General features: G+C 55.3%; 12 protein-coding genes and 1 other annotated feature. Of the genes, 2 read left to right on the top strand and 10 right to left on the bottom strand.

Features of this window, described 5'->3' with window-relative positions:
* Positions 1–32 precede the first annotated feature (32 nt).
* The 9 genes from MJA45_RS22885 to MJA45_RS22925 all read right to left on the bottom strand — a co-directional run bounded on the left by MJA45_RS22885 (position 33) and on the right by MJA45_RS22925 (position 8,101).
* Positions 33–1,403 carry a sugar phosphate nucleotidyltransferase gene (locus MJA45_RS22885; protein ID WP_315604208.1) on the bottom strand — a complete coding sequence of 457 codons (1,371 nt, stop codon included), beginning with the start codon at positions 1,401–1,403 and terminating at the stop codon, positions 33–35.
* 283 nt (positions 1,404–1,686) lie between these two features.
* Positions 1,687–3,324 (bottom strand): chaperonin GroEL, encoded by a 1,638-nt coding sequence (gene groL / locus MJA45_RS22890; RefSeq protein WP_315604209.1) that lies wholly within the window; start codon positions 3,322–3,324, stop codon positions 1,687–1,689.
* 108 nt (positions 3,325–3,432) lie between these two features.
* Positions 3,433–3,714, bottom strand: a complete 282-nt coding sequence (gene groES, locus MJA45_RS22895; protein ID WP_315604210.1) for a co-chaperone GroES — start codon at positions 3,712–3,714, stop codon at positions 3,433–3,435.
* 513 nt (positions 3,715–4,227) lie between these two features.
* The gene (tatC, locus tag MJA45_RS22900) at positions 4,228–4,983 is read right to left on the bottom strand and encodes a twin-arginine translocase subunit TatC (protein WP_315604211.1); all 756 of its coding nucleotides are present in this window, start codon (positions 4,981–4,983) and stop codon (positions 4,228–4,230) included.
* A gap of 50 nt (positions 4,984–5,033) precedes the next feature.
* Positions 5,034–5,300, bottom strand: a complete 267-nt coding sequence (locus MJA45_RS22905; protein ID WP_315604212.1) for a twin-arginine translocase TatA/TatE family subunit — start codon at positions 5,298–5,300, stop codon at positions 5,034–5,036.
* A 37-nt stretch (positions 5,301–5,337) separates the two neighbouring features.
* Positions 5,338–6,369, bottom strand: a complete 1,032-nt coding sequence (locus MJA45_RS22910) for a molybdopterin-binding protein (RefSeq protein ID WP_315604213.1) — start codon at positions 6,367–6,369, stop codon at positions 5,338–5,340.
* Positions 6,366–6,857: a MogA/MoaB family molybdenum cofactor biosynthesis protein gene (locus tag MJA45_RS22915; protein WP_315604214.1), complete on the bottom strand. Its 492-nt coding sequence runs from the start codon at positions 6,855–6,857 to the stop codon at positions 6,366–6,368. The genes MJA45_RS22910 and MJA45_RS22915 overlap by 4 nt, the downstream gene beginning before the upstream one ends.
* A gap of 33 nt (positions 6,858–6,890) precedes the next feature.
* Positions 6,891–7,388, bottom strand: coding sequence for a cyclic pyranopterin monophosphate synthase MoaC (gene moaC / locus MJA45_RS22920; RefSeq protein ID WP_315604215.1), 498 nt, complete (start codon positions 7,386–7,388; stop codon positions 6,891–6,893).
* A gap of 77 nt (positions 7,389–7,465) precedes the next feature.
* A complete protein-coding gene (locus MJA45_RS22925) occupies positions 7,466–8,101 on the bottom strand; it encodes a 5-formyltetrahydrofolate cyclo-ligase (protein ID WP_315604216.1) in 636 nt (211 codons plus the stop codon).
* A gap of 185 nt (positions 8,102–8,286) precedes the next feature.
* On the opposite strand from MJA45_RS22925, the gene MJA45_RS22930 reads away from it, so the two are divergent.
* A complete protein-coding gene (locus tag MJA45_RS22930) occupies positions 8,287–8,667 on the top strand; it encodes a DUF2500 domain-containing protein (RefSeq protein ID WP_315604217.1) in 381 nt (126 codons plus the stop codon).
* 150 nt (positions 8,668–8,817) lie between these two features.
* Positions 8,818–10,758, top strand: a complete 1,941-nt coding sequence (locus MJA45_RS22935) for an ABC-F family ATP-binding cassette domain-containing protein (protein ID WP_315604218.1) — start codon at positions 8,818–8,820, stop codon at positions 10,756–10,758.
* Between the two features lie 453 nt (positions 10,759–11,211).
* On the opposite strand, the gene MJA45_RS22940 is transcribed toward MJA45_RS22935, so the two are convergent.
* Complete coding sequence (locus MJA45_RS22940; RefSeq protein WP_315604219.1) at positions 11,212–12,792, bottom strand: 2-isopropylmalate synthase; 1,581 nt, start codon at positions 12,790–12,792, stop codon at positions 11,212–11,214.
* 65 nt (positions 12,793–12,857) lie between these two features.
* Positions 12,858–13,174: a binding site (T-box leader), on the bottom strand.
* Positions 13,175–13,275 lie beyond the last annotated feature (101 nt).

A 13,275-nucleotide genomic window follows, 5' to 3' on the forward strand; every position in this document is an offset into this window, starting at 1 on the left:
AAAAAGACTTGGTGCCTTGGCACCAAGTCTTTTTAATTTACTATGCTTTGATCCGCTATTTCTTCCCAGCTTCTTTGAAGCCGATGAATGTCTTCCTCCAATAATCGTCCGTTTTGTATCTCAATAATTTCAAGGTCCGTTAAAGCTTTTATAGCATGTTTTAAGCCTGCAGGAATTTGGATAACATCTCCCGCTGAAACGGACACGATGTTGTTTTCTAATTTAACCAGTCCTCTTCCTGAAATTACGTTCCATGTTTCTTTTCTTAATCTATGAAAGTGATAACTTATATTATTATTGGCCGAGATACAAATTCTCTTGGTTAACACTTCACTTCCTTCCTCGGTTTTCGTATAATCCAGAACCCGGTACCATCCCCATAATCTCTCCTCATACCTTATGGGTAATTCCGTGTTTTTGACGAAATCTTTTATCCGTGGACTGGCTTGCTTGTCTGCCACTAATATTCCGTCGGGGCTAGCCGCAATTATTGCATTAGTCATTCCAATAATAGTTACCGGAATATCCAACTCGTTGACCAAGTGAGTATTTGTCGAATCCTTGGATATACTTCCTTTTCCAATTTGATGAGATTGCATCTCTTCCGTAAGAGTATTCCAGGTGCCTAAATCCTTCCAACACCCAGCGTAAGGAAGCATAACGATCTTCTCACATTTTTCTACCACTTCATAATCAAAACTTATTTTATCAAGTAACCCATACTGCTTAGTTAGCTCCTCGTACTGGACAGGCAATCTCTTTCTCTCAAGCAAGGAGATAAGAAAACCGAGCCGAAAAGCAAACACTCCACAGTTCCAAAAGGCATTTTGTTCTATTAATCTTTCTGCACCCGCCTGATCAGGTTTTTCTGCGAATCTTTGAACTGGTAAGTACCTTGCGGAAAATCTAGTCGTATTTTCTGGAACGATGTATCCATACTTTTCAGACGGATAAGTCGGTTTTACTCCAATTAACGCAATATCTGCTTTGGAATGAAATAATATATTTTCAAGCTCCTTAACTTCATTAAAGAAAGTGTCTTCTACAAAAGGATCCACGGGAAGCACTGCTACAACTTCATTTAAGCTTATCCCTACATGGGAATACAAGTAAGTTGAAGCTAAAGCTATAGCAGGAAACGTATCTCGACGTGATGGTTCAATAATTATCGGAACATCTTCTCCCAATTGACTCTGGATCAACTCTGATTGTGACTTACTAGTTGCTATATAGGAGGAAGAAGCCAATCCAACGGAATCAAGCTGCTTCCAAACCCGCTGAACCATCGACTCCATCTCATTGTTTTTGTTACTTAAAACTTTAATAAATTGTTTAGATCTTGAATCATTCGATAGTGGCCACAATCTTTTTCCCGAGCCTCCGGAAAGAAGAATTAACTTCATACCTGAACACATCCTTATTTTTTCTTATCCTTCTCCTCAATCTCTATCCTACACTAAAGGGTCAATAAAAGAACAAAGCCACTTCATCCTTTGGATGGCGGCTCTACTGTTTATTATACGACATTTTGATATAATGGCAATATTATTCCAAAACACAGCATAGTTCAAAGACTTGTTTCAAGCTACTTTAGAAGATAGAAGATTCTCTTAATACAGGAAATACACAATTAAAAAAGCCTCCCGGTCTCCCGGGAGGCTTCTCTATTTTAGCCCATAGGCTGTATTACATCATGCCGCCCATGCCGCCCATTCCACCCATGCCGCCCATGTCAGGCATAGCTGGCTTGTCTTTCTCCGGCTTGTCGGCGATAACCGCTTCGGTGGTCAGGAACATAGCCGCTACGGAAGCTGCGTTCTGCAGAGCGGAACGGGTTACTTTCGCAGGGTCTACGATTCCAGCTTCGAACATGTTGACCCATTCGCCGGAAGCGGCGTTGTAGCCTACGCCTACTTGCTCTTTCTTCAGGCGCTCAACGACTACGGAGCCTTCTTGGCCGGCGTTGGAAGCGATGGTGCGGATCGGCTCTTCCAGAGCGCGGAGAACGATGTTAACGCCCGTTTTCTCGTCGCCTTGAGCATCTACAGCAGCTACTGCGTTGAAGACGTTAACGAGGGCCGTACCGCCACCGGAAACGATTCCTTCTTCTACCGCAGCGCGAGTGGAGTTCAGAGCGTCTTCGATGCGAAGCTTGCGCTCTTTCAGCTCGGTCTCGGTTGCAGCACCGACTTTGATAACCGCTACGCCGCCGGACAGCTTAGCCAGACGCTCTTGCAGCTTCTCTTTGTCGAACTCGGAAGTGGTTTCTTCCAGTTGGGTTCTGATTTGTTGAACACGGGCGCCGATGTCCTTCTTGTCTCCGGAACCGTCGACCACAATGGTGTTTTCTTTTGTTACGCGCACTTGACGGGAACGGCCCAATTGCTCCACTTTCGCGGATTTCAGGTCCAGTCCCAGCTCTTCGGTGATCACTTGAGCACCGGTCAGAGCGGCGATGTCCTGCAGCATGGCTTTGCGGCGGTCGCCGAAGCCAGGAGCTTTAACCGCTACGCAGGTGAACGTTCCGCGCAGCTTGTTAACCACGAGGGTTGCTAGCGCTTCGCCTTCTACGTCTTCCGCGATGATAACGAGCGGACGTCCTTGTTGAACCACTTTCTCCAGAACCGGAAGGATTTCCTGTATGTTGGAGATCTTCTTGTCGGTGATGAGGATGTAAGGCTCGTCGAGAACGGCTTCCATCTTGTCCGTGTCGGTGATCATGTAAGGAGAGATGTATCCGCGGTCGAACTGCATCCCTTCTACCACTTCAAGCTCCGTAGCGAAGCCTTTGGATTCTTCTACCGTGATAACGCCGTCGTTGCCGACTTTCTCCATGGCTTCGGCGATCAGCTGGCCGACTTCTTCGTCAGCAGCGGAGATAGCGGCTACTTGAGCGATGGAGTTCTTGCCTTCGATCGGCTTGGCGATGTTCTGCAGCTCGGCTACAGCGGCTTTAACGGCTTTCTCGATCCCTTTGCGGATGACCATAGGGTTAGCGCCGGCCGTTACGTTCTTCAAGCCTTCGCGGATCATCGCTTGAGCCAGAACCGTTGCCGTCGTCGTTCCGTCACCGGCTACGTCGTTGGTCTTGGTCGCTACTTCTTTAACGAGCTGAGCGCCCATGTTCTCGAAGGCGTCTTCGAGTTCGATTTCTTTAGCGATCGTCACGCCGTCATTGGTGATGAGCGGGCTTCCGAATTTTTTGTCCAGAACGACGTTGCGTCCTTTAGGTCCCAAAGTTACTTTAACGGCGTTAGCCAGGGCGTCCACCCCGCGCAGCATGGAGCGGCGAGCTTCTTCGCTGAATCTGATATCCTTAGCCATGTTAACGAAAACCTCCCGAATCGAATTGGTTTGGTTGCGAACCGGCCGGATGAACCGGACGGATTTCCTTATTTAAAGCTGGGCTCGCGAGGAACCCGAATATGATCATTAGCCCAGAACGGCCAGAATGTCGCTTTCACGCATGATGAGCAGTTCGCGTCCTTCGAACTTCACTTCGGTGCCGGCATATTTGGAGAAGATGATGCGGTCGCCTTCTTTCACTTCCAAAGGAACACGTTCTCCGTCCTTGAAGGTTCCGGCGCCAACAGCTACAACACGGCCTTCCTGCGGCTTCTCCTTTGCCGTATCCGGCAATACGATTCCGCTTGCTGTGGTTTCCTCCTTAGCAACGGCTTCGATAACTACGCGATCACCCAAAGGTTTGATCATGGAAAAACTGCCTCCTTTAATTTATGTAGCTTGGGTTAGCACTCAAGACTGGTTAGTGCTAACAACACTATTTATGATAATAATTTTGGGATGATTTTGCAAGTCTTTTTGGACATTTTTTCAAAGGTTTATCCGATTCGCCAAAAGAACCCGCCAATCGACAACCTGACCGGCCATATGGCGGAAAAGGCTAACGCTTGCGGGTTTTCTAGAGGCATCGCACGATTAGGTTAGACACGACGGAAGGCGGGTAAGTGGCTGCGGAACAAGCCTCTCACCTACGGCTGAAAGGGCTGAACCCTCAGAACCCGACTTCCGCTTCGGCGCATAAATGGCTTTCGACACTATGGCTGTCACCCTCCCCATTAGAAGGGCGCAAACGAAAACGCGGTGCTGGCTGCCCGAAGGTTCACCTTACTAACGCCCGACAAGCGAAGCTTGGTCCCCTCATTCCCCATCACTTCGAGCCATATCCCTCTTCCTCATCACTTCGGGCCGTATCCCTCTTCCCCATCACTTCGGACCGTACTCCTCCTCCCATTCCCGGTCCTGCTCCAGCTGCCGGCGGTAGATGCGTCCGGACAGCACCACGCTGATCTCGTACAGAATGATAAGCGGCAGGACGATGAGCAGGTTGGACAAGAGATCGGGCGGCGCAATCAAGGTGGACAGAATGACCAGAATAAGGTACGAATACCGGCGAAGCTTCCGCAGCCGTATCGGGTTCAAGACCCGGAGCTTGGTCAGGAACATCACCACAACCGGCAGCTCAAACACGAGGGAGACGGGCAGCAAGATGTTGAACATAAAGGTAAAATATTGCGTAATTCCGTACGTCTCGATAAGGCTCATTCGTTCGTTAAGGCTCGTGGTGAAAGCCAGGGCGAGCCGGAAGACCACAAAGTAGGCAAACGAGAAGCCGGCCAGAAAAAGCAGCACGGAAAACGGAATGTACTTGATCGTGGCCTTCTGTTCCTCTTCGCGAAGCCCCGGCTTGACGAACGCCCAGAGGTGATAAAGCGTAAACGGCAGCGTCACCGCCACCGCAAAAAGAAAGGCGAATTGAAAATAAACGCGGATCCCGTCTCCCGGCGCGAGGGCGTGCCAGGAAATGCCGGTGGCGGGGGGAATGCTTTTCAAGTAATCGAGAGCCGGAACGGCGATAAAAAAGCCGGCGACCATCGTGACGACAAGCACGGCCGCCACCCACATAATGCGGCGGCGCAGCTCGCCCAGATGGTCCACCAGCGACATTTGATCTTCTTCCATAGTTCACCAACCCCATGCTTGTATGTGCCCTTTCGAGCCCGCGGGCGGGCTTAATCGGGCAGTCGGCGGTTGTCCGGCTTCTTCGCTTCGGGCTGAGCCTCGGACCGGGTTTCATGAACGCGGACTTCTTCGGCCGGAATCTCCTTGCGGACCGGTTTCGAGTCGTCGTCATCGTTCATAATGTCCTTGGCCCCGTTCTTGAATTCCTTCAGCGTTTTGCCGAATGCCCTTCCGAGCTCCGGAAGCTTGTTCGGTCCGAACAGCAGCAGGGCCACCAGGACGATCAACAGGATTCCTATCGCACTCGGTGTGTGCATAGAATCATCTCCTAATCTAAATGTTATGCCTTAAGCATCAGCAGCCGTGAAGCCCGCCGTAGCCCATCTCCACAATGTCTTCCTTGCGGATGATTTCGCCGGCGCAAATTCTCGGGAGCAGCACGTCAAACGAAGTGTAAGGGTCATGCATGACGCAGCCGGGAAGCCCCATAACCGGGATCCCGTCCAGGTAAGCCATCAGCAGCATGGAGCCCGGCAGCATCGGGGTCCCGTAGCTGACGATGTCCGCTCCGGCCTGCCGGATGGCCCCCGGCGTCCGGTCGTCCGGATCGACGGACATGCCGCCCGTCAGGAGCAGCAGGTCGACCCCTTGCTCCCGGAAGTACCGGATGTCTTCGACAATCCGGGAGCTCTCGTCGGGCGCAAGCCGCTGCTCCACGACCTCCGAGCCGAGGGCGGCCAGCTTCTCCCGGACGATCGGACCGAACTTGTCCTGGATCCGTCCCTTGTATACTTCGCTGCCGGTGGTAATAAGTCCTGCCCGCAGCGAACGAAAAGGTTTCACCGAGACGAGCCCCGCTTCACCCGGTCCAGATCCTCCCCCGGCCCGGTGAGCTTCAGCCAGCCGCTCGACTTCCCGAATGCGCTCCTCCTCGATGACGAGGGGAATGACCCGCGTGCCGACGAGAGCTTGTCCGGGCTTCACGACGGTGTTGGTCTTAACCGTCGAGAAGACGACGGATTCTAGCGCGTTGGCGGCGTTGACAAAATCCCGGGGGATTTTGGCCAGGCCGTGAATCGAGGATTTCAGGCTTACCTTTCCCTCATGCGGGTCGGTCAGCACAATATGCTCTCCCGCCGCCGCGTGCGCCATCCGCAGGGCGGCTTCATCCTCGTGAAGATAGCCGTCGGCCAAATCCAGCGTGTAGATGTGCTCCTTGCCGATGGAAAGGAGCGCGGGAATGTCGTCTTCCCGGACAACGTGGCCTTTCTTGAACAGCCTTCCCTTGAATTCCCCGGGAAGGATCTGGGTTAAATCGTGGGCGAGCACCAGCCCGACCGCTTCCTCCACCTTCACTTCGCGCAGCATTCCGGCGGGGGCGGTCATGAATGATCCGCTCCGCTTCCCGTCAGAATGCTGAGCGCGTGAGGCAGCTCGTCGATGATCGCCGCCAGATTCTCGGCGACTCCCTTCGGGCTGCCCGGCAAGTTCACGATGAGCGTCTTGCCGCGGATCCCCGCCACCCCGCGGGACAGCATCGCGCGCGGGGAGCGCTGCATGGACGCCATCCTCATCGCTTCGGGCAGACCGGGAACGAGCCGTTCCACGACCTGCAGTGTGGCCTCGGGGGTCACATCCCGCGGCGCCAGGCCGGTGCCTCCCGTCGTCAGAATCAGGTCGGCTTGATAGTATTCCGTCATCTCGATCAGAGAGGCCATGATTTCGTTCATTTCGTCGGGGACGATGCGGTACTCGACGATTTCCCCCATGAGCTCCTCTTCGACAAGCTCGCGGATGACTTGGGCGCTGGTATCCTCTCTCTGCCCTCTCGAGCCTTTATCACTGGCTGTTAGAATCGCTACCTTCCAGCGCATGGCCGTTCACCTCTCTCCTAGTGTATCAAATAATCAGGAAGAAATCGTATCGTTTCTGTGAAAATCTCCGCTCTTGCCGCCGGTTTTGTGGGTAAGATGCGTCGGGCCGATCTCCATTTCCTTCTCCAGCGCCTTGCACATGTCATAGACGGTCAGCGCCGCGGCGGAAACCGCCGTCAACGCCTCCATCTCCACGCCGGTAGGACCCGTTATGCGGACCGTTGCTTCTATATATAATTCATCTGTCCCGTTGTCGTCGAAGCGGATGTCGATTCCCCGCAAGGCAAGCGGATGGCACATCGGAATCCACTCGGACGTCTTCTTGGCCGCCATGACCCCGGCCACCTGAGCGACGGCCAGCACATCGCCCTTTCCGATGCGGCCCTGCCGGATTGCGTCCAGCGTGCCGGGCTTCATGCGGACCGTGGTCCGGGCAGTCGCTTCACGGCGGGTCTCCTGCTTTTCCGTCACATCAACCATCCGGGCCCGGCCCTGCTCATTAAAATGGGTCAACCCCTCATTCTCCGGCATGGCATCCGCCTCCTTTATAAGTATCGTGTAATCGTATCGTTATGGAGGTGTCGCAAAACATAAAAAAATTAACGCCGTTAACCTTCATCCCGCCCCGGCAAAAAGGGCTCCTCTCCGGCGGCTACCCAGCGGGACTCCGTCACCACCGCATGCACGGGTATATCGTGAGGCTCCGTAGGAACCTCCGGCACAAGCTGAAGCTCGAAAGCAAGGGCCAGCAGGAACGGCAGCGTGCCGTGACGGCGGGCATACTCGGATAAAAAGCGGTCGTAATAGCCCCCGCCGTAGCCAAGCCTGCCGCCCTTCGGGTCGAAAGCAAGGCCCGGCATCAGAACCCAGCCGATAAGAGCGGTGTCCGGCAGCTCCGGGCACTCCGGCTTGGGCTCCGGGATTCCCCATATCCCCTGCTGCACATCCTCGCGGGAGGAAAGGAGATGAAGCTTCATTTCCTTCGTCTTCGACAGGGTCCGCGGGGCGGCCGTCGGAATTCCGGCACGCCAGCAAAACTCCAGCAGGGGAAAGGTGTCGACCTCCGCGCCAAAGGAAAGATACGAGAAGACAACCGGCGGATAGGAAGAGGCTGACTCCCTCAGCCGTTCCGCCACCCGTTCGCAAATGATGCGCGAGATCCGGCTTCTCTCTTCCGGCGGAAGCGCGGACCGCTTCTCCTCGATCTCCCGGCGGAGCCGTTTTTTCGATTGGGGCGCTTGCATGGGAATTCCCGTCTCCTCTTGTTTGATCACGTACTGGCAGTTGATCTCATTTTAGCACAAGGTTGTCCGTAAGAAAAAGCAGTCTACTAAAGAAGAAACATTCCGGGGGTTCCTTGCGTACTAAAAGATAAGCAAGAAGCAAAAAGAGTAAGCTTGCTATCACATCCTCGAGGAGGTGGGGCCCCATGATGACCAATCCGGGTTTTGGCGGGGGCGGAATAAGCCATGCGTTGTTTTCCCTCTTCCCGATTATTTTCGGGACGGTCTTTGTACTGGTGATCGGTACGATTCTGGTGAAGTCCGTTAAGGGAGTCTCCCAGTGGTCCTCCAACAACCAGGCGGAACGGCGGAAGGAGTGGGCCCGCGTGGTCACCAAACGCACCCAGGTGTACGGAGGGTCGGGGGACACCAGCGCGTCAACCGACTATTATGTAACCTTCGAGCTGCCCGACCGCAGCCGCCTGGAAATGAAGCTGCGCGGAGCCGAGTACGGGCTGCTGGCCGAAGGGGATACCGGCACCCTGGACTACCAGGGGACCCGTTTTCATGCTTTTCAGCGGGAATAAAGGCCTTCGTCTTCTGCTTTGCCGGCGTTTCATGTAAACTGAGGATAAGAACCGCCCGAAAAAGGCATCAACATGCCGCCCGCCTCCCCTTCTTACCTGGAGATGGCCCGGGCATTGCAGAAGGCGAAAAATGATGGAGGTTTGTGTACCATGCTGCTGCAGGCTGTCAACATTACCAAAAGCTACGGGGTCCGCCCCGTGCTGTCCCATATATCCATTCAAGTCAACGAACGGGAAAAAATCGGGTTAGTCGGCGTAAACGGTGCCGGAAAATCTACGTTTCTACAAATTATTGCCGGGGAAATGTCGTACGATAGCGGCGAGATTTACAAAGCGAAAGAAACGCGTGTCGGTTATTTGGCCCAGAACAGCGGACTGGATTCCGACAAGACGATTTATGAGGAAATGCGCGAGGTCTTCTCCCATCTGCTGACGGCGGAGAAGGAGCTGCGCGGCCTGGAGCAGGCGATGTCGGATCCTGACCTGCTCGCCGACGAAAAGAAGTACAACGAAACGATGAACCGCTATGCGGCCCGCTCGGAGTGGTTCCGGGAACAGGGCGGCTATGAGATCGAATCCAAAATCCGCAGCATCCTGCACGGGATGGGCTTCGGAAGCTTCCCCGCGGACACGGTGGTCTCAACGCTGAGCGGAGGCCAGAAAACGCGGCTGGCCTTGGCCAAAATGCTCCTCCAGGAGCCGGATCTGCTCATGCTCGACGAGCCGACCAACCATCTCGACATCCAGACGCTGACGTGGCTGGAGGATTACCTGCGAGGCTATCCCGGCGCCATCCTGGTCGTCTCCCACGACCGTTACTTTCTGGATGCGCTTGTCGGCACCATCTACGAGATCGAGCGCCATACGTCCAAGCGGTACACCGGCAACTACTCGCGTTATGTCGAAACGAAAGCCGCCGAGTACGAGATTCAAATGAAGCAGTACGAGAAGCAGCAGGACGAGATCGCGAAGATGGAGGATTTTATCCAGAAGAACATCGTCCGTGCCTCCACCACGAAAAGAGCCCAGAGCCGGCGCAAGGCGCTGGACCGGATGGACCGCATCGACAAGCCTCTCGGCGAGCTGAAACGGGCCTCCTTCTCGTTCGAAATCGAGCAGACGACGGGCAAGGACGTCCTGAACGCCGAGAACCTGTCCGTTTCCTTCGACGGCACTACCCCGCTTTTCCGTCATGTGTCGTTTCAGCTGTCCCGCGGCGACACGGCGGCACTCATCGGCCCGAACGGAATCGGGAAGTCCACCCTGCTGAAGACGCTCATCGGGGACCGCCGCCCGGACGCCGGGACCTTCAAGTGGGGAGCCAACGTCAAGCTCGGCTACTACGACCAGGAGCAGACCGGGTTGAATCCGGAGCATACCGTGCTGGATGAGGTGTGGAGCGCTTTCCCTCATCTGGAAGAAGCGCGCATCCGGTCGGTGCTCGGGAGCTTCCTGTTCAGCGGAGAGGACGTCTTCAAGAAAATTGCCGGCCTAAGCGGAGGAGAGAAGGCCCGGGTGTCCCTGGCCAAGCTGATGCTTCAGAACGCCAACGTGCTCATTCTGGATGAGCCGACCAACCATTTGGACCTGTACAGCAAGGAAGTGCTGGAGGCCTCGCTCATGGACTACGAGGGCACCCTGCTCTTCATCTCCCATGACCGGTACTTCCTGAACAAAATGGCGGACCGCATCCTTGAGCTGAAGCCGGACGGAGTGGAAGCCTATCTGGGCAACTACGACGATTACCTGGAGAAGAAGGCCGAACTCGCCGCGATCGAAGCCGACCGGCTGGCCGCAGCCGCAGCCGCCGCCGTCGACAAGAAAGGCTCCGCCCCTCCTGTCGAGAAGCCGACCGACTACGAGGCCGACAAAAAGGCGAAGCGGGAAGAACGCAGCCGCCAGCGGAGGCTGGAGCAGCTCGAGCAGGACATTGCCCGGCTGGAAGGCGAAATCGCCGCTCTCGAGGAAGAGCTGGCTTTACCGGAAGTGTACCAGGATTATATGCTCGTACAAGAGAGGAACCAGGCCATCGACGCCAAGAAGGCGGAGCTTCAGACCGGGTATGAAGAATGGGAACAGCTTTTGGCCTAAATAAGCAATGCCGTTAATCTTTCCCCGCTTAAAATTACCGTTATACACACAGGAACCCCTTGCATATAACGGTTACGGGATAAAGTACCAAAGGGAGCTCCGATTGGGGGCTCCCTTCCTTGTTTATACCATAATATTGGTTGCGCAAACGTTTACCTGGATAATCCCTTCCAGGAAGCAAACCATCGCCTTATCCACAGGGTTATCCCCATAATCACAGGGTCTTTAGGCCTGTTTGGACAAGGTTTTCCCGCTTCTCCACAGAGTTATCCCCATTATTAACATTTTTCTTGGGAAAACTTATCCCGAACTAGCGGCAACGTTTAGGACCTACTCCCAAAAGGGTTTTCCCCATTTTGTCCACATTATACACAGGGGGTGTGGATAACTATATCCACACCCTTTTGAAACAGATTTTGAAGAAAAAGTTGAGAATTTTTATCCGGCGACAAGTTATGGCCAGAAATGAACCGGTGCCGCAAAAGATTCCCCCGCTTTCTCCGCCTTGGCGTGAGGAACGAGGCCTTGGTTCCGGGCCGCCTGGTTGCAGGCTGCCAGGTAAGCATGGGCCACGGCGAGCAGAATGTCCTGGTGCACCGCCGTTCCCCGGTAAGCCTGCCCCCCGGCCGCTATCGTGACCTCCGCTTCTCCTCCGGCGGATTCTCCCGCCGAAAGGGAGTGAAGCTCCATGTCGACGAATTCGACCGGGAACGGTACCGCCTGCTTGATGCAGCCGATGATGGCCTCGATCGGGCCTTTGCCGATGGCCGAGGAGCTCACCTGCTGCCCGGTCCCGTTGTACCGGACCACGGCGGAGGCCATCCGGCTCCGTTCGCTTCCGGAGACGACCTGAACCTCGGTGAGGGTGAAGCTCTCCAGGGCTTCCTTCGTCACCGCTCCGGCCAGCCGCATCAGCTCTTCGTCGGTGACAACCTTCTGGGCGTCGGCTTTCTCCTTGAACCGGCGGTAAATCTCTTCCATCTGTTCGTCGTTCACCTGCGCGCCGAGCTCTCCGATCCGGTGCCGGATGGCATGACGGCCGGAATGCTTGCCCAGGATGATCATTTGACGGGGAATGCCGAGCCGCTCCGGATCCATGATTTCGTAAGTGCTCCGGTTCTTCAGCAGGCCGTCCTGGTGAATGCCCGCCTCGTGCTGAAAGGCGTTGCGTCCGACAATCGGCTTGTTGAACGCAATCGGGAAATGCATCGCCTGGCTGACCATCCGCGACGTGCGGTAAATCTCCTCTGCCGCGATGCCGGTTTCCGCCTGAAGCGCCGCCCCCTTCGTTTCGATCGCCATCACCAGCTCCTCGAGGGAGCAGTTGCCGGCCCGCTCCCCGATTCCGTTCACGGTCACCTCCACCTGCGTCGCTCCGTTACGGATCGCCGCGAGACTGTTCGCGACCGCGAGCCCCAGGTCATTGTGGCAGTGGGCGCTGTACTCGACGGTCTCTCCGCCCCTTACCTTCTCCCGCACGGTGCGGAACACTTGGCCGTATTCCTCCGGCAGCGCATAGCCGACGGTGTCCGGGATGTTGATGATGGTGGCCCCTTCGGCGATGACAGCTTCGACCATCTCCAGCAGAAATTCCTCTCCCGTCCGCGTGGCGTCCATCGGAGAGAATTCGATTTGTTCCACAAACTGCTTGGCATAGGCGACCATCTCCCGCGCCGTCCGGATCACCTGCTCCCGGGATTTGCGCAGCTGAAAGTCCAGGTGGATGTCCGACGAGGAAAGAAACATATGCAGGCGCCGGCTCGCGGCGTCCTCGGTGGCCCGGACAGCGGCGTCGATGTCTCCCTTTACGGCACGGGCGAAGCCGCATATTTCAACGGCGGGAAGCAGCCGGGAAATTTGCCGGACGGCTTCGAATTCCCCAAGGCTTGAGACCGGGAACCCGGGCTCGATGACGTCCACGCCAAGCCGGGCGAGCTGAAGCGCGATCCTCACTTTCTCTTCGGGGGCCAGGGAGGCGCCCGGAGCTTGCTCCCCGTCTCGTAATGTCGTGTCAAAAATGCGGATGCGGTTCATGCTCATCTCTTCCTTTCGAATGGGGATTTTTGGTTAGCTTGGTATACAAAAAAGCCTGCCGTCTCGTAAGAGACGACAGGCTGTAAACCCGACGCGGTACCACTCTCGTTGATTCAGGGCAACCTGAATCCGCTCGTTCGCCGCCGGTCCTCTTTTGGCGTTCGCCCCAATTCGTAATAGACGGAAAGGGGGACGGACAGCCTTAAAGGTTGCTTCGGCGGCAATACCGGCTAACGGCGGCAAACCGGGATCACTTAACACCTTACGGCTTTCGGTGATCCAGCTCCCGGGCGAGATTCGGTATAACCTTGCGCTGCGTCGCACCATCCCGCAGCTCTCTTAAGCAAAGGCCATTCCTACTGCTCCCGTTCTACGCTTGCATATTTGAAGATATCTTGGCCAATCCCAATTAAAAAAAGCCTGTCGTCTCTTCAAGAGACGACAGGCTTAGCCATCGCGGTACCACTCTCGTTGACCCGCCGA

It is taken from the genome of Paenibacillus aurantius, from assembly GCF_032268605.1.
GTDB classification, from domain to species: domain Bacteria; phylum Bacillota; class Bacilli; order Paenibacillales; family NBRC-103111; genus Paenibacillus_AO; species Paenibacillus_AO aurantius.